Below are 21,968 nucleotides of genomic sequence, written 5' to 3' on the forward strand. Positions count from 1 at the left end.
CGTCGTCTTGCCGTGGTCCACGTGACCAATCGTGCCGACGTTGACGTGCGGCTTGGTGCGTTCGAATTTACCCTTTGCCATACGTCTAAAACCCCGATGGAGTCAAATGATGAAAAGTGGAATGATACCCGCGGACCGCGGTGAGATGGTGCTCATGACTGGAATCGAACCAGCGACCTCTTCCTTACCAAGGAAGTGCTCTACCGACTGAGCTACATGAGCACTGCAAAACCAGCGAGAGACAATGGAGCGGAAGGCGGGAATCGAACCCGCGTAATCAGTTTGGAAAACTGATGTTCTACCATTGAACTACTCCCGCCCTGCGCGGAACTCGTCTGGTGGAGGGAGGTGGATTCGAACCACCGAAGGCGTAAGCCAGCAGATTTACAGTCTGCCCCCGTTGGCCGCTTGGGTATCCCTCCAACAAAGAACGGCTATTGTGTGGATCAGGCCCCGGGCTGTCAACACCTACGGCGAAAAAATTTGACGTTTTCGAGCCATTTTTTTCACCGATTCGTACGCGACGTCAGATGCCTTCGGCCACGTGCGTATCGACCAGTTGCTCCATCTCCTTGGACAGATTCATGAGCTTCATGGCCTGCTCCTGCAGCTGGCGCTCATTATCGTCGCGTGGCAGCCACGTGGCCACGGGCGTGGGCCGACCGTCAGGCGCATCGAGCGCCACGAACACCATGACGCAACTGGTTGCCAGGCGATGCTCATCGCTGCGCAGATCGCGCGCCAGCACGTCCACCGCCATGTGCATGCTCGATCGCCCGGTGTGGATCAGCCGCGCACGCACCGTGACAAGGTCGCCGATAAGGATGGGTTTCACGAACTGGATGCCGCTGACCGACGCCGTGACGCAATACGCCCCACTCCACGCCACGGCGCACGCATAACCCGCCTGGTCGATCCACTTCATCACCATGCCGCCATGCACCTTGCCGCCGAAATTGACGTCGGTCGGCTGGGCCAGGAATCGGAAATTCACTTCGTGCTGCTTGCCGGGCATGGATGGAAAACTCCGGAACGGGAAAGACGCCAATTATGCGCCCGCAAGCCGCAGGCGGGCGATCCTGCTCAAGGGTGATCGTCGATCCGATAGATCATGGGCACCGCAATGATCCTGGTGCGCTGGTGACGCGCGGGATCGTGATCCAGCACGAATCCCAGATGCAGGTACATGGGCATGGCCACGGCCGAGGAGTTGAGCGTAAAGACGCGGGTGCCGGCGCGACGGACACAGTCCCTTTTCATGCGGTCCCAAAGCTTCCTGCCGATGCCCCGGCCCTGGTATCGCGTACTCACGAAGAGGTGGAAGACGTGGCTGTCATCGCGCACGGCGGCGACGCCTGCCAGCACACTGCCCACCCAGGCAACGTAGAACCGAAGGCCTGCGTCGATGCGTTGCCGCATGACGCGCGCGCTCAACGATTCCTCCAGCGCCATCACCGCCTCGGGCGGCTGCCCCGGCATGATCCAGCGGCGTGCAACACGACGGGACAATCGCGACATGGCGGGCGCGTCATCCATCGTTGCCAAACGTATGCGCAGGGCATCCATGCAGGCATCTCAGCATGGAGGTGCGCGCCGGACAACCGCGTCCCGGCGCGCGTCCACTCAACGGCGAGCCGTTCCGGTCGACAGCCTCTTTGATCAGGGAACAGCACGGCAAACGCACAGGACACCGAAGACGCCACGCAGCCTGAAACTCGATGGCCTGATCGCATCCCGCGCAGGAACCCCGCAGGCTCATATGTGGTTTTCATTGCCCGACGCACGCCTGCAACGCATAAAAAAAAGCCGCGAAATGCGCGGCTTTTTTGAAGTCTTCAAACCGTCCGATCAGACGTTGAACAGGAAATGCAGTACGTCGCCATCCTTGACGATGTAGTCCTTGCCTTCCTTGCGCAGACGACCGGCCGCAGCGGCACCCGCTTCACCCTTGTACTGGATGAAATCGTCGTAGCTCACCGTTTCGGCACGGATGAAGCCACGCTCGAAATCGGTGTGGATGACGCCCGCCGCCTGCGGCGCGGTAAAGCCGCGCTTGATCGTCCAGGCGCGCACTTCCTTCACGCCGGCGGTGAAATAGGTCTGCAGGTTGAGCAGCTTGTAGCCGGCGCGGATCACACGGTTGAGGCCCGGCTCTTCCAGGCCCAGGTCCTTGAGGAATTCATCGCGGTCGGCATCGTCGAGCTGCGAGAGCTCTTCCTCGATGGCGGCGCACACCGGCACCACTTCGGCGCCCTCGGTGACCGCACGAGCGCGCACGGCGTCCAGGTGCGGATTGTTTTCGAAACCGTCTTCGCGCACGTTGGCGATGTACATCAGCGGCTTCAGCGTGAGCAGGAACAGGTCGCGCACCAGCGCCTTTTCCTCGTCGTCCAGGCCCAGGCTGCGCGCGGACTTGCCTTCGTTGAGACCCGCGGCCAGCTTCTGCAGCACCGGCTTCTTGGCCACGGCTTCCTTGTCGTTGGCCTTGGCGGCACGCTCGGCCCGGTTCAGCGCCTTCTCGACGGAATCCAGGTCGGCCAGCGCCAGCTCGGTATCGATGGTTTCGATATCGGCAATGGGATCGACCTTGCCGGCCACATGGATGATGTCGGTGTGCTCGAAGCAACGCACGACGTGCGTAATGGCATCCACTTCGCGGATGTGCGCCAGGAACTTGTTGCCCAGGCCCTCACCCTTCGACGCGCCAGCCACCAGGCCTGCGATATCGACGAATTCGACGGCGGTCGGAATCACCTTTTGCGGATTGACGATGTCCGACAGCGCATTGAGGCGCGGATCGGGCACCGGCACCACACCCACGTTCGGCTCGATGGTGCAGAACGGGAAGTTGGCCGCCGCGATGCCCGCCTTGGTGAGCGCGTTGAACAGGGTGGACTTGCCGACGTTAGGCAGGCCGACGATGCCGCATTTGATGCCCATGATTTTTCTCGTGAGTCGGCGCTTTCAGCGCCTGCTAGGGGGTAAGTCGGCGCCTGCGCGGCGCCTGCAAATGGTGAATGGTAAAGGGAAAGAGCTGGAACGACGAATCGCAGGACAAGCTCTTACCCTTTACAGCGCCGAATGGCGCGACTTACAGCGAGCGCAGCAAGCGGCTTCGCAGCGCCAAAGGCGCGACTTGCGGCCTCACGCGCCAGGCGTGTGAAGCTTCTGCATGGCCTTGTCGAGCTGACCATCAACCGCCAGCGGAAGCACATCGAGTGCGCGCGCGATGCCGTCGACAATCGCGTCCTCATCCTTTTCGGAGGGACGACCCAGCACCCAAGAGGTGACCCTGTCCTTGTGACCGGGATGGCCGATGCCCACACGCAAGCGATGGAACTTGGCGTGGCCGAGGTGCGCAATGATGTCGCGCAAGCCGTTCTGGCCGCCATGCCCACCGTCGAACTTCATGCGGATGGTGCCGGGGTCGAGGTCCAGCTCGTCGTGCACCACGAGGCACTCGCTCGGCTCGATCTTGTAGTAGCGCAGCGCCGAAGCCACGGCGATGCCACTTTTATTCATGAAGGTAGAGGGCTTGAGCAGCCACACCGACTCGCCGCCGATGCGCACCTTGCAGGTTTCGCCATGCAGCTTGCCGTCGAAACCGAAGCGCTCACCCTGCCCTGACGCCAGGGCGTCAACAAACCAGAACCCGGCGTTGTGCCGGGTTCGGAGATATTCGGCACCGGGATTACCCAGTCCGACAATGAGTCGAAGACCCGCCATAAGATCGATCGGCCCGCATCACTGTGCAATGCGGGCCGAAGCGACTTACTTCTTCGGAGCTTCCGGCGCCGGAGCGGCAGCAGCGTCGCCCTCGGCCGGGGCTTCTTCGACTTCTTCCTTCACCGTGTTGGCGGTGACGACGGCGATGTCGTGGTCCGCACCCAGGTGCAGGGCAACGATTTCCACGCCCTTCGGCAGCTTGAGCTGCGAGAGGTGGACGATGTCGCCCGGCTTCAGGTCGGCCAGGTCGAGTTCGATGAACTCCGGCAGATCCTTCGGCAGGCAGGACACTTCCACTTCCGTCAGGTTGTGCGAGATCACCACGCCGGAGGTCTTGGCGGCGGCGGACTTTTCCTGGTTCAGGAAGTGCACCGGCACGTTGACGCGCAGGGCGGCGTTTTCGTCGACGCGCTGGAAGTCCATATGCAGCATCTGCAGCTTGTACGGATGCTTCTGCCAGTCACGCACCAGCACCTTCTGCACCTTGCCGTCGACATTCAGGTCGAGGACCGAGGAGAAGAACCACTCGTGCTTGGCAGCGAGCAGGATGGTGTTGTGTTCGATCTGGATGCTCTGCGGGGCCTGGCCGGCACCGTAGACAACAGCAGGAACGACGCCGGTATGACGCAGGCGGCGGCTCGCACCTTTCCCCTCGTCCTTACGGGCCGAAGCCTTGATTTCATGAGTCGTAGCCATGTTGGCATTACCTATCAAAAGTACGCTGCCTCGCGGCAGTCAGGCGACTCCCCCGCGACCAGAGGAGCCGTGAAACAGCGACGGGCAAAAACCCGTCGCGAAAACTCAGTCGATGTAGAGCGAGCTCACCGACTCGCCGAAGGCGATGCGGCGGATCGTCTCCGCCAGCAGCTCGGCAACCGAGAGCTGACGGATCTTGCTGCATGCGGCGATGTCCGGGCGCAGCGGCAAGGTGTTGGTGACCACCAGCTGGTCGAGCTGGGAGCCTTCGATGTTCTTCAGCGCCGCACCCGACAGCACCGGGTGCACGCAGTACGCCACTACCTTGCGGGCGCCGCGCTCCTTCAGAGCGGCAGCCGCTGCACACAGGGTGCCGGCGGTGTCGACGATGTCGTCGACCAGCACGCAGGTCTTGCCGTCGACTTCACCGATGATGTTCATCACGGTGGCCACGTTCGCCTTGGGGCGACGCTTGTCGATGATGGCCAGGTCGGCATCGTCCAGGCGCTTGGCCATGGCACGCGCACGCACCACGCCACCCACGTCCGGACTGACCACGATCAGGTCGTCCATGCTGTAGTTGCGCCAGATGTCCGCGAGCAGCACCGGCGACGCGTAGACGTTGTCCACCGGGATGTCGAAGAAGCCCTGGATCTGGTCCGCGTGCAGGTCCACCGTGAGCACGCGATCCACACCGGCGGTGCCGATCATCTTGGCGACCATCTTGGCCGTGATCGGCACACGCGCCGAACGCGGGCGACGATCCTGGCGGGCATAGCCGAAATACGGAATGACCGCGGTAACACTGGCTGCCGAGGCGCGCTTGAGCGCATCCACCAGCGTCAGCAGTTCGAACAGGTTCTCGGCACTCGGCGCGCCCGTGGGCTGCAGCACGAACACTTCCTGACGGCGGACGTTCTCTTCGATCTCCACCTGCACTTCGCCGTCACTGAACGTGCTGACGAGCGCCTTGCCGAGCGGCACGCCCAGACGCTGAGCGACGTCCTCGGCGAGTGCGCGGTGGGCATTGCCGGTGAAAAGCATCGGGCCGGAAATGTCGAGGGTCATCTCTGTGAACCTGTGTGAGCCATATGGAAATGGCTGGGGCGGAAGGATTCGAACCTTCGCATGCAGGAATCAAAATCCTGTGCCTTAACCAGCTTGGCGACGCCCCAGTAACAACTGGAATTTCTACTCTTCGCCACCGTCGACGCCACGAAAGCGCGCCAGGGCGACATGCAACGGAGAAACGTCTTCGCCCTTGGCCACGTGGGCCGTGAAAGAGGCGGGACACCGCTCCGCGATGGCTTCGGCACGTTCCACGGAGTTCACCTCCAGGAAAACACACGCACCGCTGCCAGAAAGCCTTGCCCGGCCGAAGCCGTCGAGCCAGTCCAGCGCCGCAGCCACACGCGGATGTCGCGCGCGGACCACGGGCGCGAACGCGTTCTCGACCGTTTCGCCCGAAGCAAAGGATGAAATTGTGGCGGGCGGGGCATTTCGTGTCAATTCAGACGCTTGAAAAAGTGCCCCGGTCGGCACGTGTTCGTGGGGGTCCAGCACCACATACCAGCGCTCCGGCAGGGCCAGTGGCGTCAGCTTTTCACCAATACCTTCCGCCCAGGCCGACCGCCCGCGCACGAAAACCGGCACGTCGGCGCCCAGCTGGCGACCCAGCTCGGCCAGCGTGTCTTCGTTCAGGCCCGCGCCCCACAGGGCATTCAGGGCCACCAGCACGGTCGCCGCGTCCGAACTGCCGCCACCCAGCCCGCCGCCCATGGGAATGCGCTTGTCGACCTCGATGTCGGCACCCAAGCCCGCCGGGGCATGGGATTGCAGCAGGCGTGCCGCCCGCACCACCAGATCGGTGTCGGCCGGAACGCCGGGGACATCCGTCCATCGGTGAATCTCACCGTCCTTCCGGACGCGAAGGCGAATCTCGTCGCCCCAGTCGAGCAGCCGGAAGACGGTCTGGAGTTCGTGATAGCCGTCCGGCCGCCGCCCGACGATGCGCAGGAACAGGTTCACCTTGGCCGGCGCCGGCCAGACCGTCCAGTCGGCAAGGTCTGGCGACGCCAGGGGGCGGCTCATGAACACGCGAAGATCATCGGGAAAGCCGTTCTCGCGATCGCGTTCGCGTGCGAAGTCGAATTCCGGACGGTGCTTGTCCATCACCTCGAAACCGTGCTTCGCGTAAAAGGGCGCGTTCCAGGGCACATCGGCGAGCGTTCCCAGGTCCACCCGGTGGTAGCCGGCCATGCGCGCCCAGCCACAGGCGTGTTCCAGCAGGGCGGCGCCGATGCCGCGCTGGCCATGCGAAGGTAGCACGTCCATCTCGGCCACGCCGATGGCATCCCCACCCTCTTCCGCATCCAGCCAGATGAAGCCCACCGGCTCGCCCGAGCCGATCACCGCCACCCACACCAGACCGCGCGCAATCGCCTCGCGCAGCACTTCCGGCGGCACCGAAACGGCGCGATAGGAGGGCCACGCGCGATGCCCGCGAAACAGCTCGACGGCCGCGCGTTCGATGGCGCAGAGGGCGTCGACCTGATCGATGCGGGCTCGTTCAATGTGGAAGGTCATGGAGTTTGGTCGATTCCGTTGCGCTGTTTTTTGCTCGTCATCCCGGCGCAGGCCGGAGGCGCTTTTCAACGGCCGAAGGGCCGGTCATCCAGTGGCGGTATGTTTCGCCGCCGCCGAACTCTCAAAGCTGGCCTGCTGCGTTGGCCAAGAACCGAAAATCCAACGCATCGCGACTGGATGACCGGCCCTTCGGCCGTTGAAAAGCGCCTCCGGCCTGCGCCGGGATGACGACGTTGTGGGGCGCGGCAAACGGGCTGCCGTTAGCGGCGTCCGACACGCCTCATTGAATCGTCCAGGACTCGACCGACAACCGCACCGAACTGGTGGGGCTGCTGGCAAAGATCTTGGTAGGCAGCGCGGGCTCGCGCTTGGTGTCCCAGCCGGGGTACGTCACCGTCCAGCCATCCTGCGTCAACGACACCGGCAAACCGTCGTCGCCGAACTTCAGGTCGGCCGGACCGCTGTCGGCACGCGTGCCCAGCACCCAGGCACGCAAGTCGTGGAACGGCACCTGCCAGCCCAGCGTGTTCTGCACCAGCGAGCCCACATCGGGACTGCGTTGCGGGCCGCCATCGAGGCCCTCCAGCGTGGCGCCTTCCGGGGTCACGGTCAGCTTGAAGCTTTTGCTGCCCACCGGACCACGCACCACGAATTCGTAGCTCTGGCCGTTCTGGGTCCAGGTCAGCGTGCCGCTGCCGCCATCCTTCTTGCCGTTGACCACGCCCGACACGCCGATCTTGCCCTGGAGTACCCAGTGGTCGGTCTTGGCGAGCATGTGTTCGCGTGCGCGCTGCTCGTTGAGCAGAACGGCGTAATCGGCCTTGGGCGGGGGGCGAACAGCTTCCTTGTGGGCGCAGGCAGCCAGCAGCAGCGGCAAGGCGGCCGCGAGGAGTCGAATGGGAAGCTTCATGGATTGAGGCGCTTGAGAGTGTTGTGAAGGTTGGTGCTCTGCGGGTCGATCTTACGCACTTCGTCGAACACGCGGCGCGCATCTTCCTGGCGCCCCTGCTTCCACAGCACTTCGCCCAGATGCACGCCAACGTCGGCATCCTTGTGCGCCATCCAGGCACCGCGAAGGGTTTTCTCGGCCTGGTCCAGATGGCCCAGCCGGTATTGCAGCCAGCCCCAGGAATCCTCGATGGCCGGATCATCCGGGCGCGCGGCACGAGCCTGCTCGATCAGGCGCTGCGCTTCGGGCAGGTCACGGTTGGCATCGGCCAGGGTGTAGCCGAGGGCGTTGGTGGCGTCGGTATCGTCCGGCTTGAGCTGGAGCAGGCGGCGAAAATCGGTCACGGCCTGGTCGGTGTCACCGGATTCGGCATAGGCGAGCCCCCGGCCGTACAGCAGGGCCGGATCATCCGGCGTCACCTGCAACGCACGGCTGAAGGCGCGCTCGGCCTGCGCGTATTGCTGGTCGTCCATGTACAGCTCGGCATCGACTTCATAGGCGCGACGCAGCTGGGTGGGCTGATCGAGGTAGTCGGTCTGCATCTGCGCGAGCTGTTCGTGCGCTTCGGCGCTGCGGCCCAGGTCCTGCAGCAGCACGGCACTGCGCAGGTCGGCGTCGAAGGCGTGGTCGTCGTCATCGGCCACCTGGTCGTACCACTTCAGCGCCTCGTCTTTCTTGTCCAGCATTTCCGCCAGCTGCCCCAGCAGATAAGCGCTGTTCTGACGCACGTCATCCGGCGCGTGCTGAAGCTGGGTGTAGAGGCGGTTGATGGTCTTGGTGTCCTTGGCGCGTGCGGCGAGCGCGGCGCGCATGGCGTAGGTATCGGCGTCCTGCGGACCGTTGTCGAGCAGCTTGGCGGCCGCGGTGTAGTCGCCGCCCTGCCCCAGCAAGGTGGCATAGGCCAGTCGCAGGTGGGTGTTCTTCGGGTCCTTGGCCAGGGCCTTGTCGAACAGGGCCTTGGCGCCGACGCGGTCGCCGTCGTGGTACTTCATCTGGCCCAGCCAGGCGTAGGTCTCGGCGGTGCCGAAACGCTTCACGGCCGCCTCGGCGATCTGCTGGGCGTAGGCGTGCCGGCCGAGCTTGTCGCCCAGCTCGCTCATGGCCAGCCAGGCCTGCGGATCGTTGGGCAGGCGCTGCGGGGTGGCGATGGCCTCGAGCAGCTGGGCAGCCTGGGCGGAATCGCGGCTGCTCACCAGCACTCGGCCAAATTGCCGCCACGCATCGGGGTCGCCGGTGCCGACCAGGATTTCCAGCTGGCGCCGGGCCTCGTCGGTATTGCCCTGGCTCAGGGCGAGCTGGGCACGTGCCTGGGCCAGCGGCGCGGGTTTGGCACCTAGCGCCTGCCAGCGTGCGATGGCCGCATTGGCGGCGTCCGTGTCCTTCACGGCAATGGCCAGCGCCGCGGCCTGCTCAGCCACCTTGGGATCGGGCGACAGCTGCGCCGCGCGCCCGTAGGCCTGGGAAGCCGCCTTGAGATCCGTGCGGGTGAGCGCCATCTCGCCAGCGAGCAATTGCGCCATCAGGTCGTGGTCCTGGTCGGGCACGGCCACCACGAGTCGGCCCAGGGGCTGCTTGTCGGCCGCTGCCGATCTGGAAGCACCCGGGACGCTGGCACATCCGGCCAGCGCCAGGGCCACCATGCCGCCGGCCGCAAAATGCCGCAGTTGCTTGAACTTGGACCACCTGCTCAGCACACTATTCTCCGCTCATCCGTCCGTGACATGGCCGTATCCACACTGTAGAACGGTCGCCGCCAATCGTTAGTTTACGCCGCCGGACATTCCCCGCCTCGAATCGCCCTGAACCATGAAGCTCATTGCCTTAGGGCTCAACCACCTCACCGCGCCAGTGAATCTGCGCGAGCAAGTGGCCTTCGATGCGGAGTCCGCCGGAGTGGCCCTGCAGGCGCTTGCCCGCGAACCTGGCGTGGAAGAGGCGATGATCCTCTCCACCTGCAACCGTACCGAACTGTACGTGAGCGTGGCGGCAGGAGCCGAGGGCGTACCGCAGGCCTGGTTAAGCCGGCACCACCATCTGACTGCCGGCAAGCTCGATGAGTTCCTCTATCGCCACGACGAAGACGACGCCGTCCGTCACATGTTCCGCGTGGCCACGGGCCTGGATTCCATGGTACTGGGCGAACCGCAGATTCTCGGCCAGGTGAAGGACGCCTACCAGCAGGCGCGCGACGCCCAGGCGCTGCGCGCGCCGATGGAGCGCCTGCTGCAGCACACCTTCGCCGTGGCCAAGCGCGTGCGCACGGATACCCGCATCGGCGCGCACACCGTGTCGGTGGCCTTTACGGCGGTGCGACTGGCCGAGCAGGTGTTTGCCGACCTCCGGCAGGCCTGCGTGCTGCTGATCGGCGCCGGCGACACCATCGAACTGGCGGCGCGCCATCTGACAGAAAAGCAGGTTCGCCGCCTGATCGTGGCGAATCGCACGCTGGAGAACGCGCAGGAACTGGCCAGCCGCTGCGGCGGCTACGCCATCGCGCTCAACGACCTGCCCCAGCACCTGGCCGAAGCCGACATCGTGATCAGCTCCACCGCGGCGCGTCAGCCCATCGTGACGCGCACCATGGTCGAGAAGGCCGTGGCCGCACGGCGCCGCAGGCCGATGTTCATGGTGGACATTGCCGTGCCGCGCGACATCGAACCGTCCGTCGGCGAACTCGACGATGTGTTCCTCTACGGCATCGACGACCTGCGCCAGGTGATCGACGACAATCGCCGATCACGCGAAGCCGCCGCACGCGAAGCCGATGCCATCATCGACCTGCAGGTGGAACGTTACATGGCGTGGCGTCGCGCTCTGTCGCTGCGCAATCCGGCGGTGGATCTGCGCCAGCACGCGGAAATCTATCGCGATGAAGTGCTCGACAAGGCACGCGCCATGCTGGCGCGCGGCAAGTCGCCGGAGGAAGCGCTGTCCTTCCTGGCCAACACGCTGACCAACAAGCTCCTGCATCACCCCAGCGCGCGACTGCGCGAGGCCGCCCTGAGTGGCGACATGGACCTGCTGCATGCCGCGGGCCGCCTGTATGGCATCGACGAGAAGCGGGAAGTGAGCGAAGAGTAGCGAGGGTGAGAAAACGCCAAGGCCGCAACGCCTTCTCTCACCGCTCACACCTTTGCATCGACTTCTCGCCATGACTCCCTCGATCCGCCGCAAGCTCGAATCCCTCGCCGAACGCCATGAAGAAATCGGACTGCTGCTCGCACAGCCCGATGTGCTTGCCGACAACAACCGCTTCCGCGAACTCTCGCGCGAATACGCGCAGCTGGAACCGGTAACCAACGCGCTGCACGAACACGACCTGGCCGAACGAGAGCTGGGCGAAACGCGCGCCATGCTGGACGACCCCGAACTGCGCGACATGGCGCAGGACGATATCGGCCGACTGGAGCAGCGCCTGGTTGAGCTTGATGACGAGTTGCAGATCCTGCTGTTGCCGAAAGATCCGCGCGACGAGGCCAACCTGTATCTCGAAGTGCGCGCGGGCACGGGCGGCGACGAAGCGGCCATCTTCGCGGGCGACCTGTTCCGCATGTACACGCGCTACGCCGAACGTCGCCGCTGGCATGTCGAAGTGCTGAGCGAAAATCACGGCGAACACGGCGGCTACAAGGAAGTGGTCGCGCGCATCGAAGGCAAGGGCGCGTACTCACGCCTGAAGTTCGAATCGGGCACGCATCGCGTGCAGCGCGTGCCGGAAACGGAATCGCAGGGGCGCATCCACACCTCTGCCGCCACCGTGGCGATTCTTCCCGAGATGGATGAAATCGACGACATCGAGATCAATCCGTCGGACCTGAAGACCGATACCTTCCGCGCGTCCGGAGCCGGCGGCCAGCACGTCAACAAGACGGATTCGGCTATCCGCATTACCCACCTGCCCACCGGCATCGTGGTGGAGTGCCAGGACGAGCGCAGCCAGCACAAGAACCGTGCCCGCGCCCTCAGCCTGCTGAAAGCGCGCCTGCTGGACGACGAACGCAGCAAGCAGGCCGCCGCGCAGGCGGAATCGCGCCGCCTGCAGGTAGGTTCGGGCGACCGAAGCCAGCGCATCCGCACGTACAACTTCCCGCAGGGCCGTATCACCGACCACCGCGTGAATCTCACGCTTTATCGTCTTCCCGAGGTGCTTCAAGGCGACCTGGACGAGCTGGTCGATACGCTCACCCGCGAGAACCAGGCCGACGAGTTGAAGGCGCTGACAGCCGGTTGAGCGGGCTCTCGCATCTGCGCCTCGCCCTGTGCCCAAAGGCGCGGGATTCCCGCTTACGCGGGAATGACGGTGAGGGATGGGGCTTGTTTGGGGCGTTGAATGGCCTGCGCGGATTGGCAGCCACGCCGCCCTGCGCTAGTTTTGTCGGATGACCGACCTCTTTACCCCCTCTTCTCAAGTGCTGGCGCAGCAGATCATCGAACAGATCGAGCACGGCTCCTTCGACGACGCTGAGCGTGCTGCCGCTGACGCCCGCGTGAACTATCCCGACGATGCCGAGCTCGCCCGCCTGCACGGCATTGCCCTGATGCAGTTGCAGCGACCGGCGGACGCCGTGAAGGTGCTGGAGGAAGCCTCCCGCCTGGCACCGCAGAGTGTCGAGGTGCAGTGCAACCTCGGCAGCGCACAGCTGGCCAGCGGCGATGCCGATGGCGCCATCGAATACCTGCGCGCCGCGTTGCGCCAGTCGCCGGGCCATCCGGCCGTGTTGCTGACGCTGGGCAATGCGCTGATGGCCGCCGCGCGCTTCCAGCACGCCCGCGAGTCCTACGCCATGGCTACTTACGGCGCCCCCGCCCATCCGGGCCTGCGCCTTAACCTGGCCGCCGTCGAACTGGAGCTGGGCAACGTCGACCAGGCCGAAGTGCACATGCAGGAGGCGTTCTCGCTGCACCCGCGCATGGATGCGGCCTACGCACTGCAAGGTCGCATCCTGCAGGTGCAAGGCAAGGGCGCGGAAGCCACCCAGTCCTGGCTGCAGGCCGAACGCATCTCGCCACGCAACTCGCAGTATCCCTTTGCGGCGGGACAGGCGCTGGAAGACGAGGGCCAGCTTGTTGCGGCCACCCAGGCCTACGAACGAGCCCTGCAGCTCGCCCCGAACAATGGCCCGGTGCTCGGCCAACTCCTTTTCCTGCGCCGTCGCCTGTGCGATTGGCATGACCTGGACGAGCTGAGCCAGCGCCTGCGAACCGCCGTAATCGACGGAACGACGACGGTCAGCCCGTTCGTGATGCTGGCCGAGGACGTGGACGCCGAACTGCAGCTGCGCTGCGCCAAGGCGTTCGCCGAATCCATCGAGGAACAAATGGCACCGCTGCGCAAGCAGCTGGCCTTCACCCGCGCCAAGCCTGCGCCCGACAGCCCCGTGCGCATCGGTTTCGTGGCCGATGGCTTCAACGAGCATGCCACCGGCCTGCTGGTGGTGGCGATGTTCGAGGCGCTCGCCAACGACGACGACCTGGACGTGCATCTGTTCGCCCGCACGCGCGATGACGGCGGTCCGATCCGTCGCCGTCTGGCGGCGGCCACCACCATGCATGACGTTTCCGCGCTCAACCACGCGCAGGTCGCCCAGCGCATCCACGACACCGGCGTGGAAATCCTGTTCGACCTCAACGGCTATTCAGGCCGCGACAACGCAGAGCTGTTCGCGCTGCGCCCCGCTGCCGTACAGGTGAACTGGCTGGCCTATCCGGGCAGCTCCGGCGCACCGTGGATGGACTACCTGCTCGCCGACAACACCGTGCTGCCTGACCACCTGGCCGAGCACGTCAGCGAGAAACTGATCCGCCTGCCGCGCTGCTACCAGCCCAACGACAACACGCGCGTGGTGGCCGAACCGCCGTCGCGCGCCGAATGCGGCCTGCCTGAAGAAGGCACCGTGTTCGCCTGCTTCAACAACAGCTACAAGATCAATCCCGCCTCATTCGCCCGCCTGATGCTGGTGTTGCAGCAGGTGCCCGGCAGCGTGCTTTGGTTGCTGAGCGGCCCGGACGGCGCCGACGACCGCCTGCGCACCGCCGCCACGGCGGCAGGCATCGATCCAACCCGCCTGGTGTTCCTGCCGCGCCTGCCGCACGCCGACTATCTGTCGCGCTACGTCAACGCCGACCTGTTCCTGGACACGCTTCCCTACAACGCGCACACCACTGCATCGGATGCGCTGTGGGCGGGTTGCCCGGTGCTTACCAGCACGGGCCACACGTTCGCCGGTCGCGTGGCGACCAGCCTCCTGCTGGAACTGGGCTTGCCGGAACTGGTGTGCGAGGACGAGGAAGCCTTCATCGCCATGGCGACGCAGCTGGGCAACGATCGCGACGCCTTGCGCACGTTGCGCCAGCATCTGTTGCAGCAGCGCACGCAGAGCTCGCTGTTCGACATGCAGGCCTACGCCGTGGATTTCCGCCGCGCCGTGCAAGCCATGAGCGCCCGCCACCGCATCGGCCGCAAGCCGGGCAGCCTGGACCTGTAAGTACCTGCCCACGGGTCGATGCCTCGCATCGACCCGTGAGGACGATGGCGTGGCGCTGTGTCGAGGCCGTCTTCACCACGTTCTCCGCCCGAGCGGAGACAATGCCGGGGTGGTTACCCAAGGAGTCGCACCATGGGAAAGAAGAAAAAGACCTACCGTCACGCCATGGACGAATTGCAGCTGGAGCTCGCCGGCCTGCACCGCTGGCTCCGGCGCAGCGGCCATCGCCTGGTGGTGGTTTTCGAGGGACGTGACGCGGCCGGCAAGGGTGGCACCATCAAGGCCATCACCGAATCGATGGACACGCGCGGCTACCGCATTGCCGCGCTGGCCAAGCCCAACGAAACGGAAGCCACGCAGTGGTATTTCCAGCGCTATGTGGAACACATGCCCAGCGCCGGGGAAATCGTGCTGTTCGACCGCAGCTGGTACAACCGCGCGGTGATCGAGCCCGCCATGGGCTTCTGTTCCAAGCAGCAGTACAAGGCCTTCATGTCGGCCGTGCCGGCGTTCGAGAAACTGCTGACCGACGACGGCATCATCCTGATCAAGTACTGGCTGGCCGTGGACCAGGAAGAACAGGAAGAACGCTTCGAAGACCGCGCCAAAGACCCGCTCAAGCGCTGGAAGCTTTCGCCCACCGATCTGGCCTCGCGCGACAAGTACGAGGAAATCGGCCATCTGCGCGATCTGATGATCGAGCGTACCAGCCGGCCGAACGCACCGTGGTTCGTGGTCGACTTCAACGACCAGAAGCGCGGGCGCGTCAACCTGATCCGACACCTGCTGGAACAGGTGCCGCGCCACGACGAAACCATTCCGGAACCCAAGCTTCCCAAGCTCAAGGCCAAGACCAAGAGCGAGCACGTTACCCGCAAGGCGGAATGGGTCCCCGACACCCTCGAAGACTGAGCATCAGTCGCCCGCAGCGCGTTTGATCTCGGCGATGTCCAGCTTGTTCATGCGCATCACCGCCTCATGCGCGCGGGCGATGCGTGCGGCATCACCGCTGCGGAAGTAGTCGAACATCGCTTCGGGCACGATCTGCCAGGAGAGCCCGAAGCGATCCTTCAGCCAGCCACACTGGCCTTTCTGGTCGCCCGTGCCCTCCATCAGCCGGGTCCAGTAGTAGTCCACTTCGTCCTGGGTCTGGCAGTGCACCACCAGCGACAAGGCTTCGCTGAGGCGGAACACCGGGCCACCGTTGAGCGCGGCGATCGACTGGCCATCAAGCACGAAGTCGACCAGCATCACCTGCCCCTCCTTTTGCCCCGTGGCCTGCGCGCTCGCCTTTTCGTAGCGGCTGATGCTCTCGATGCGTGAATCGGGAAACACGGAAACATAGAAGTTGGCGGCCTCTTCGGCCTGCTGGTCGAACCACAGGAACGGCGTGATGCGCTGGAATCGGGTGGACATGCGGCGATCTCCCTGGCGTGTTGGATGTGTCGTCGAAACGCTCGCCTACACGACGAACGAAACCGAAGGACTTCGACAGGAGCATTTACCCGATCGCCCATGCCACCCGCGTCGCTGCCGCGTGAACGCCGGCACTGGACCGCTCTCCCGGGCCTTTGTGCTCAAGTTTTCAGCACCGCAGCCGATAAGACGATGGCCTGAAATCCAGGCATGCGCGGGGGTGCGCTTATGCCAGTGCAAGGCCGGGGGGCCGGGCTGGTCAAAGGAGAACGGGCGGCGGAAATCGTCGTGCCGTTCGTGCTGGTGGTCGTGGTGATGATCGGGCTGTGCGCCGCCAGCTTGGACACACTCTCGGCCGCACGCGCCTTCGTGGGCGGTGAAAGCCGCTGGTCGAAGGCGCAGAAGATCGCCGCCTCCAGCCTTGAGCATTACCTCGCCACGCGCGCTGAACCGGATTACCAGCAATTCCTCGACGCCATGGCCGTGCCGCTGGGCGATCGCCGCGCACGCGTGGAACTGGACCGGCCCAAGCCGGACATGTCGATCGTCGCTGCCGGCTTCGAGCGGGGCGGCATGGCGGACGCCGACATTCCCGGCATGGCCCGGCTCTATCGCTACTTCCACAACGTGGGCAGCATCCGGCGCGCCGTCAGCGTGTGGATCGAAGCGGACCGCTCCATCGATGCGATGGCGGCGCTTGGCGACGATGCGCATCGACGCATCCTGCAAGGCGACACCGACGACGCATGGATCACCCAGGCCAGCGAACGCCTGCGCGACCTGGATGAGCGCCTGACACCCCTGGAGTACGCCTTCTCCGATGCGCTGGGCAATGCCTCGCGCGACACCGCCAACCTGCTTCGCGTGTGGCTCTGCCTGGTCGCAGCCACCATGGTGCTGGTCGCCGCACGACGCGCGCGGCGACTGCTTGATGACCGTGCACGCGTGGCCAGCGAACTTCGCGCGAGCGAAGACCGCTTTCAGCTCGCCGTGGCCGGCAGCAACGACGGTCTTTGGGATTGGGATCGCACCAGCGGGCAGATTTATCTATCCCCTCGCCTGCGCGAGATGCTGGGAATTCATGCAGCAGATATCGGCGCAACCGGCTCGGTGTTCTTGCGTCTTCACCCGGAAGATCGCCGCCGCGTCATGCGCGCCGTCACGGCGCACGTGTGGTGCGACCTGCCATTGGACGTGGAATTCCGCGTGCCGCAATCGCACGGAGCACCGCGCTGGTTTCACGCACGCGGCGCGTCCTTGCGCGATGCTGCCGGCACATCGCGTCGCATGGCAGGCTCGGTGACGGACATCACCGAGCGCCGCAAGGCCGACGCCATGCTGTTCGCGGCAAAAGAGCGCGCGGAAGTCACCCTGCAATCGATTGGCGATGCGGTCATCACCACTGACGCCCAGGGTTGCATCGAATACCTCAACCCCAGCGCCGAACGCCTTACGCGCTGGACGAGCGCTCGGGCACGCGGCCTGCCCGTGGGTGCCATCTGCCGCTTCATTGCCGAGGGTTGTGGCCTGTCCATCGACGATCCGGTGATGCAGGTATTGTCCGGACGCCACGGCTGGAACCTGGACGACAAGCTTGTGCTGATGCATCCGGAAGGCACCACCACTGCCATCGACCTTACCGCCACGCCCATTCGCGACCGGGCCGGCAACATGGACGGCGTGGTGCTGGTGATGCGCGATGTCAGCAGTGATCGCGAACACGCCGCGCAGCTGAGCTACCAGGCCAGCCACGACGTGCTCACCGGCCTCATCAATCGCCGCGAGTTCGAGCGCCGCCTGGGGCGCGCCGTGACGGTCGCCGAAGCCAGTGGTCGGCCGTTCGCCGTGCTCTACCTGGATCTCGACCAGTTCAAGGTGGTCAACGACACGTGCAGCCATGCGGCCGGCGACGAACTGCTGCGCCAGATCGGCGCATTGTTCATCGGCAACGTGCGTGCCACTCATGCCGTGGCGCGACTGGGTGGCGACGAATTCGTGGTGCTGCTGGAAGACTGCGACGCGGATGAAGCGCTGACCATCGCGGAAAGCCTGCGTGTCGCCATCGGCGATCTGCACTTCTCGTTTGGCGAACGCCATTTCACCACCAGCGCCAGCATCGGGCTCGTCAGCCTGAGTGCGGAACAGCGACTGGCCCGAGAAGACATCCTGGGCGCCGCCGATGCCGCCTGTCATCTGGCCAAGGAGAAGGGCCGCAATCGCGTGCAGACCTATCACCTGGACGACGATGAAGTGGCCGTACGACAGACCGAGATGTGCTGGGTCAGCCGCATCCAGGCGGCCATCGCCAGCAACCGTCTGCGCCTTTTTGCGCAGGACATCGTGGATCTGCGCCAGCCGCTGTTGCGCCGGCATGTGGAACTGCTGGTGCGCATGGTGGACGAGGATGGCCAGCTGATTCCGCCGCGCGCCTTCATTCCTGCGGCCGAGCGTTACGGCCTGATGCCGTCGATCGATCGCTGGGTGGTGCAGTCGGCGTTCGCCGCGCTGCGGAAGGCGACCCAGCGCGGTGACGCCGACGTCCCCACGCTATGCGCCATCAATCTTTCCGGCACTTCGTTGTGCGAGGAAGGGTTCGCCGTCTTCCTGCGCCAGCAGTTCGAGGCGCACGCGATTGCGCCGTCTTCCATCTGTTTCGAAATCACCGAGACGGCCGCCATTTCCAGCCTTTCGCGTGCCACGGCGTTCATTCATGAGATGCGCGCGCTGGGCTGTCATTTCTCTCTGGACGATTTCGGCGCGGGCATGTCGTCGTTCACTTACCTCAAGCATCTGCCCGTGGATTTCGTGAAGATCGAAGGCAGCTTCGTGAAGGACATGATCGACGACCCCATCGACTTCGCCATGGTGGAAGCGATCAACAACATTGGCCACGTCACGGGCAAACAGACCATTGCCGAATGCGTGAGCACACCCGAATTGCTCGCCGCGGTACATCGCCTGGGCATCGATCACGCGCAGGGATTTGTGCTGTCCGTGCCGCGCCCCTTCCTGCCGTCGGATGCGCCGGAGGATCACGCCACGGCACTGGCCGACGCGATGATCTGACCGGCGTCAACGCGTGTGGAAGCCCTCGCGGATCAGCTCTTCGCACACTTCGCGCAACACGGCATCCACGCGCGCTGCAGGCGGCCCCTGCCATAACCATCGCTCCAGCGCGTCGATGGCAACGGCATCGCCGACGGCCAGCACTTCCACACGACCGTCGGCGAGATTGATGGCGTGACCCGCAAGGCCCAGCGCCACCGCCTGCTCCCGCGTGCTGGCGCGATAGAACACGCCCTGCACACGTCCACTGACGATGAAGCGCACGGTCGCCACGATTACTTGCCCAGGCCGATGGCCTCGCCAAGCGATGCCTCGGTGACCGGGCCCAGGAAGCGCTTGGCTACCTTGCCATCCGGACTGATCAGCCAGGTGGTCGGCAGGCCGCGCGGCTCGTCGAAATCCTTCAACGGCTTGTCCAGCGTCACCTGCGCTATGGGATAACTCACTGGATGCTTGACCAGAAACGCCTGGATGTCCGCCTTGTCACTGTCGTCGTAAGCAAGGCCGATGGCCGCCACCTTGTCCTTGTGCGCGGTGACGAAACGCGAGATGTCCGGCATTTCCTTTACGCACGGCACGCACCAGGTGGCCCAGTAATTCACGATCACCCATTTGCCCCGCTGGGAGGCCAGGTCGTACGGCTTGCCATCGAGCGTGGTCAGCTTGATCGTCGGCTGCTCGGGCATCGCAGCCTGGGCCGTACCCATCAGGGCCAGCATGCATGCGGCGGCAGCGAGCGATTTGAACAACTTCATCGTGGTAGGTCCTTGGGGGGATTCGATACCGAAGGACTCAGCGGAAAGGCTGCATCCAACGGCGTGTGGAGAATGTGCTTCAAGGATTGCGCCGCGCCATCGAGCAATGCAACGAGCGACGGCGGCAGGCGCAGTTCATGCGATAGCGCTTCTTCTTTCGGATGAAGCGGCACGCGATACGGGCAGTGTGCATACACACGCATCAGGTCGGTACTGTCGAGACTGCGCGAGAGCATCCAGCCCGCGCCGACCTCGCCCTGGACCACACCCGCGCGTTGCAGGTCGAGAAAGTAATTCACAATGGATTCGCGATGCAGGCGTGGCTCCTGTGCGCGCACGGTATCGGGATTGATCTTGCACCCGTTGCGCTGCGCCTCGATGAAATGCCCCAGCACCACCAGCAGGCCCAGCAACTCGGCATCCTTGGGCAGGTATTCCGAGGGCGGCAGATAATCGAACGCGGAAAGTGATGCCGCCACCGAAGCGCAAAGAATCACGATCACCCACGACAGATAGATCCACAACAGGAAGATCGGCAGCGCTGCCAGCACGCCGTAGACCTGCTGGTAGGTGTGCGCGTGATGGATAAAGCGGGCAAAACCCCAGCGCCCCACCTCGAACAGGATGGCGCCCATCAGCGCGCCGATGGCTGCGTTGCGCCAGTGCACGCGACGATTGGGCACCACCATGTAGATCAGCATCAGCGTGAGGAAGGTGACCGTGAAAGGCAGCACGGTCACCAGTCGTTCCTTCAAATTGAGCGAGGTGGCCGCGTCGCTGAGCATGGGCAGCGCGGTCGCCAGCGACGCCACCGCAATGCCGCCTACGATCAGGATCGGTCCCAGCGTGAGTGCCGCCCAATACAGCAAAAGACGCGACACCCAGCCACGCTGTCGCTGCACGCGCCAGATGCGGTTCATGCGGTCTTCCACGCTCACCATCATCGACAACGCACTGAAGAACATCACCAGCACGCTGATGCCGGTGAGCTTGCTGGCGTTGTCGGCGAAACCGTCCAGGTATTCCTGCACGCGCACGCCAGCCGCCGGCATGAAGTTGTCGAAGGCAAAGCCGATCAAGGTGCTGCGTGCGTCGGCAAAGGCAGGGAACGCGGCGAAGATCGCCAGCGAGGCGACGATCAGCGGCACCAGCGATACCAGCGTGGTGTAGGACAGCGCGCCTGCCGTTTCGAAGCACTTGTCGTCGATGAACCGCTGCCACAGGAATCGGCGGAAGCTGTGCAGGCGGTCGCGATCAAAGCGCAAGGCCATGGGGACTCCTTTCAACGTGCAACGCCCTGGGTGTCGCCGTGGGACACGTGGCATGCGTGAACAAGGCGGCAACACAGGCTCGGTCGCCCGTTACACTAACCGATCAAGAACCCGGCACCCAAACGATGAGCCACGACATCCTGGTCCTGTACTACAGCCGCTCCGGCCACACCGCACAGCTCGCGCGATTGATCGCACGCGGCGTGGAGGAGGTTCCCGGGATGAACGCCCGCCTGCGCCAGGTGCCCCCCGTTGCGCCGGTCACCGAAGTGGCCCAGCCGCCGGAGCCGGAAGATGGCGCACCCTATGTGACGCGTGAAGACCTCGCCGAATGCGCAGGCCTCGCCCTGGGCAGCCCCACGCGCTTCGGCAACATGGCCGCACCGCTCAAGTACTTCCTCGATTCCACCGGCGCCGAATGGGCCAGCGGCAAGCTCGCCGGCAAGCCCGCCGCCGTATTCACCGCCACCAGCACCATGCATGGCGGCCAGGAATCGACGCTGCTCAGCATGTCCCTGCCCCTGCTCCATCACGGCATGCTGCTGGTCGGGCTGCCGTATACCGAGCCCGCATTGACGGCCACGCTCAGCGGCGGCACGCCCTATGGCGCCAGCCATGTCGCCGGCCCCAAGGGCGACAACACCATCAGCGAACACGAACGCGAACTGGCCCGCGCGCTGGGCCGTCGTCTCGCCGATGTGGCGCGCCGGTTGGCGACGAACGCATGAGCACACCGGTTACCACCAACTATCGCGTGGGACTGGTTGCGTGGGCTGCGCTGACCGTACTGCAACTTGTGTGGCACGGATGGTTGTATCCCGCGCAGAGCATGTCCCCGATGTGGGTGCTCTTTCTGACCGTGATCCCGTTGTTGCTGCCCCTGTTCGCGTTGCGCGATGTGCGGCGTGCGTTGCTGTGGGTGGGGATTCTTAGCTTGTTTTATTTCTGCCACGGCGTGAGTGAGGCGTGGAGTTCGCCGGGTGAGCGCTGGTTGGCGTCTGTCTCTGATACTCATCTC

20 protein-coding genes and 4 tRNA genes are annotated in these 21,968 nt (G+C 64.6%); 7 read left to right on the top strand and 17 right to left on the bottom strand.

The features are described 5' to 3' along the window. Positions 1-146: 146 nt before the first annotated feature. The 13 genes from DK366_RS17840 to DK366_RS17900 all read right to left on the bottom strand — a co-directional run bounded on the left by DK366_RS17840 (position 147) and on the right by DK366_RS17900 (position 9,651). Positions 147-222 (bottom strand) — tRNA-Thr (locus tag DK366_RS17840). 23 nt (positions 223-245) lie between these two features. After that, a tRNA-Gly gene (locus tag DK366_RS17845) sits at positions 246-319 on the bottom strand. Positions 320-336: 17 nt separating this feature from the next. Beyond that, a tRNA-Tyr gene (locus DK366_RS17850) sits at positions 337-422 on the bottom strand. Positions 423-526: 104 nt separating this feature from the next. Next, entirely contained in the window at positions 527-1,015 is a 489-nt protein-coding gene (locus DK366_RS17855) for an acyl-CoA thioesterase (RefSeq protein ID WP_109126908.1), read from the bottom strand. Between the two features lie 68 nt (positions 1,016-1,083). Beyond that, positions 1,084-1,566, bottom strand: coding sequence for a GNAT family N-acetyltransferase (locus DK366_RS17860; protein ID WP_109126909.1), 483 nt, complete (start codon positions 1,564-1,566; stop codon positions 1,084-1,086). A 282-nt stretch (positions 1,567-1,848) separates the two neighbouring features. Next, positions 1,849-2,940, bottom strand: a complete 1,092-nt coding sequence (gene ychF / locus DK366_RS17865) for a redox-regulated ATPase YchF (RefSeq protein WP_109126910.1) — start codon at positions 2,938-2,940, stop codon at positions 1,849-1,851. Positions 2,941-3,144: 204 nt separating this feature from the next. Further along, the gene (pth, locus tag DK366_RS17870) at positions 3,145-3,726 is read right to left on the bottom strand and encodes an aminoacyl-tRNA hydrolase (protein ID WP_109126911.1); all 582 of its coding nucleotides are present in this window, start codon (positions 3,724-3,726) and stop codon (positions 3,145-3,147) included. Positions 3,727-3,771: 45 nt separating this feature from the next. After that, on the bottom strand, positions 3,772-4,422 hold the full coding sequence (locus tag DK366_RS17875) for a 50S ribosomal protein L25/general stress protein Ctc (RefSeq protein WP_109126912.1): 651 nt from the start codon (positions 4,420-4,422) through the stop codon (positions 3,772-3,774). 105 nt (positions 4,423-4,527) lie between these two features. Further along, positions 4,528-5,490 (bottom strand): ribose-phosphate diphosphokinase, encoded by a 963-nt coding sequence (locus DK366_RS17880; protein WP_232821102.1) that lies wholly within the window; start codon positions 5,488-5,490, stop codon positions 4,528-4,530. A gap of 30 nt (positions 5,491-5,520) precedes the next feature. After that, a tRNA-Gln gene (locus tag DK366_RS17885) sits at positions 5,521-5,597 on the bottom strand. Positions 5,598-5,613: 16 nt separating this feature from the next. Then, a complete protein-coding gene (gene ispE / locus DK366_RS17890; protein ID WP_109126913.1) occupies positions 5,614-7,008 on the bottom strand; it encodes a 4-(cytidine 5'-diphospho)-2-C-methyl-D-erythritol kinase in 1,395 nt (464 codons plus the stop codon). Between the two features lie 280 nt (positions 7,009-7,288). Continuing rightward, on the bottom strand, positions 7,289-7,918 hold the full coding sequence (gene lolB, locus DK366_RS17895) for a lipoprotein insertase outer membrane protein LolB (RefSeq protein WP_109126914.1): 630 nt from the start codon (positions 7,916-7,918) through the stop codon (positions 7,289-7,291). Next, complete coding sequence (locus DK366_RS17900) at positions 7,915-9,651, bottom strand: tetratricopeptide repeat protein (protein WP_109126915.1); 1,737 nt, start codon at positions 9,649-9,651, stop codon at positions 7,915-7,917. The genes lolB and DK366_RS17900 overlap by 4 nt, the downstream gene beginning before the upstream one ends. Positions 9,652-9,763: 112 nt before the next feature. Here DK366_RS17900 and hemA point away from each other — a divergent pair, with 112 nt between their 5' ends. From hemA to ppk2, 4 genes are all read left to right on the top strand, one after another. Next, positions 9,764-11,038, top strand: a complete 1,275-nt coding sequence (gene hemA / locus DK366_RS17905) for a glutamyl-tRNA reductase (RefSeq protein ID WP_109126916.1) — start codon at positions 9,764-9,766, stop codon at positions 11,036-11,038. Positions 11,039-11,108: 70 nt separating this feature from the next. Continuing rightward, entirely contained in the window at positions 11,109-12,188 is a 1,080-nt protein-coding gene (prfA, locus tag DK366_RS17910) for a peptide chain release factor 1 (RefSeq protein ID WP_109126917.1), read from the top strand. Between the two features lie 148 nt (positions 12,189-12,336). After that, positions 12,337-14,442, top strand: coding sequence for a tetratricopeptide repeat protein (locus DK366_RS17915; RefSeq protein ID WP_109126918.1), 2,106 nt, complete (start codon positions 12,337-12,339; stop codon positions 14,440-14,442). Positions 14,443-14,574: 132 nt separating this feature from the next. Beyond that, positions 14,575-15,354: a polyphosphate kinase 2 gene (ppk2, locus tag DK366_RS17920; RefSeq protein ID WP_109126919.1), complete on the top strand. Its 780-nt coding sequence runs from the start codon at positions 14,575-14,577 to the stop codon at positions 15,352-15,354. 3 nt (positions 15,355-15,357) lie between these two features. On the opposite strand, the gene DK366_RS17925 is transcribed toward ppk2, so the two are convergent. After that, positions 15,358-15,858, bottom strand: a complete 501-nt coding sequence (locus DK366_RS17925) for a VOC family protein (RefSeq protein ID WP_109126920.1) — start codon at positions 15,856-15,858, stop codon at positions 15,358-15,360. A 288-nt stretch (positions 15,859-16,146) separates the two neighbouring features. On the opposite strand from DK366_RS17925, the gene DK366_RS17930 reads away from it, so the two are divergent. Continuing rightward, positions 16,147-18,924: an EAL domain-containing protein gene (locus tag DK366_RS17930; RefSeq protein WP_198651617.1), complete on the top strand. Its 2,778-nt coding sequence runs from the start codon at positions 16,147-16,149 to the stop codon at positions 18,922-18,924. A 6-nt stretch (positions 18,925-18,930) separates the two neighbouring features. Here the strand turns inward: DK366_RS17930 and DK366_RS17935 are convergent, their stop codons facing one another. From DK366_RS17935 to DK366_RS17945, 3 genes are read right to left on the bottom strand one after another with little or no spacing between them, the layout of a single operon-like run. Then, positions 18,931-19,197: an acylphosphatase gene (locus DK366_RS17935; RefSeq protein ID WP_109126922.1), complete on the bottom strand. Its 267-nt coding sequence runs from the start codon at positions 19,195-19,197 to the stop codon at positions 18,931-18,933. 2 nt (positions 19,198-19,199) lie between these two features. Beyond that, positions 19,200-19,679, bottom strand: a complete 480-nt coding sequence (locus tag DK366_RS17940; RefSeq protein WP_109126923.1) for a TlpA disulfide reductase family protein — start codon at positions 19,677-19,679, stop codon at positions 19,200-19,202. Beyond that, complete coding sequence (locus tag DK366_RS17945; RefSeq protein WP_109126924.1) at positions 19,676-20,950, bottom strand: YihY family inner membrane protein; 1,275 nt, start codon at positions 20,948-20,950, stop codon at positions 19,676-19,678. The genes DK366_RS17940 and DK366_RS17945 overlap by 4 nt, the downstream gene beginning before the upstream one ends. 125 nt (positions 20,951-21,075) lie before the next feature. On the opposite strand from DK366_RS17945, the gene wrbA reads away from it, so the two are divergent. Both wrbA and DK366_RS17955 read left to right on the top strand, forming a co-directional pair. Next, positions 21,076-21,678 (top strand): NAD(P)H:quinone oxidoreductase, encoded by a 603-nt coding sequence (gene wrbA / locus DK366_RS17950; protein ID WP_109126925.1) that lies wholly within the window; start codon positions 21,076-21,078, stop codon positions 21,676-21,678. Beyond that, a partial coding sequence (locus DK366_RS17955) for a DUF2069 domain-containing protein (protein ID WP_109126926.1) occupies positions 21,675-21,968 on the top strand: 294 nt, incomplete at its 3' end. The genes wrbA and DK366_RS17955, both read left to right, overlap by 4 nt.

The sequence above is a fragment of the Dyella sp. C11 genome (assembly GCF_003121485.1).
Taxonomy (GTDB): domain Bacteria; phylum Pseudomonadota; class Gammaproteobacteria; order Xanthomonadales; family Rhodanobacteraceae; genus Dyella.

Coding starts and splice junctions, on each gene's coding strand:
- DK366_RS17875 (WP_109126912.1), bottom strand. CDS start 4,422: ATGGCTACGACTCATGAAATCAAGGCTTCGGCCCGTAAGGACGAGGGG.
- ppk2 (WP_109126919.1), top strand. CDS start 14,575: ATGGGAAAGAAGAAAAAGACCTACCGTCACGCCATGGACGAATTGCAG.
- DK366_RS17925 (WP_109126920.1), bottom strand. CDS start 15,858: ATGTCCACCCGATTCCAGCGCATCACGCCGTTCCTGTGGTTCGACCAG.
- DK366_RS17940 (WP_109126923.1), bottom strand. CDS start 19,679: ATGAAGTTGTTCAAATCGCTCGCTGCCGCCGCATGCATGCTGGCCCTG.
- DK366_RS17855 (WP_109126908.1), bottom strand. CDS start 1,015: ATGCCCGGCAAGCAGCACGAAGTGAATTTCCGATTCCTGGCCCAGCCG.
- pth (WP_109126911.1), bottom strand. CDS start 3,726: ATGGCGGGTCTTCGACTCATTGTCGGACTGGGTAATCCCGGTGCCGAA.
- ychF (WP_109126910.1), bottom strand. CDS start 2,940: ATGGGCATCAAATGCGGCATCGTCGGCCTGCCTAACGTCGGCAAGTCC.
- ispE (WP_109126913.1), bottom strand. CDS start 7,008: ATGACCTTCCACATTGAACGAGCCCGCATCGATCAGGTCGACGCCCTC.
- DK366_RS17860 (WP_109126909.1), bottom strand. CDS start 1,566: ATGGATGCCCTGCGCATACGTTTGGCAACGATGGATGACGCGCCCGCC.
- DK366_RS17945 (WP_109126924.1), bottom strand. CDS start 20,950: ATGGCCTTGCGCTTTGATCGCGACCGCCTGCACAGCTTCCGCCGATTC.
- wrbA (WP_109126925.1), top strand. CDS start 21,076: ATGAGCCACGACATCCTGGTCCTGTACTACAGCCGCTCCGGCCACACC.
- hemA (WP_109126916.1), top strand. CDS start 9,764: ATGAAGCTCATTGCCTTAGGGCTCAACCACCTCACCGCGCCAGTGAAT.
- DK366_RS17880 (WP_232821102.1), bottom strand. CDS start 5,490: ATGACCCTCGACATTTCCGGCCCGATGCTTTTCACCGGCAATGCCCAC.
- lolB (WP_109126914.1), bottom strand. CDS start 7,918: ATGAAGCTTCCCATTCGACTCCTCGCGGCCGCCTTGCCGCTGCTGCTG.
- prfA (WP_109126917.1), top strand. CDS start 11,109: ATGACTCCCTCGATCCGCCGCAAGCTCGAATCCCTCGCCGAACGCCAT.
- DK366_RS17915 (WP_109126918.1), top strand. CDS start 12,337: ATGACCGACCTCTTTACCCCCTCTTCTCAAGTGCTGGCGCAGCAGATC.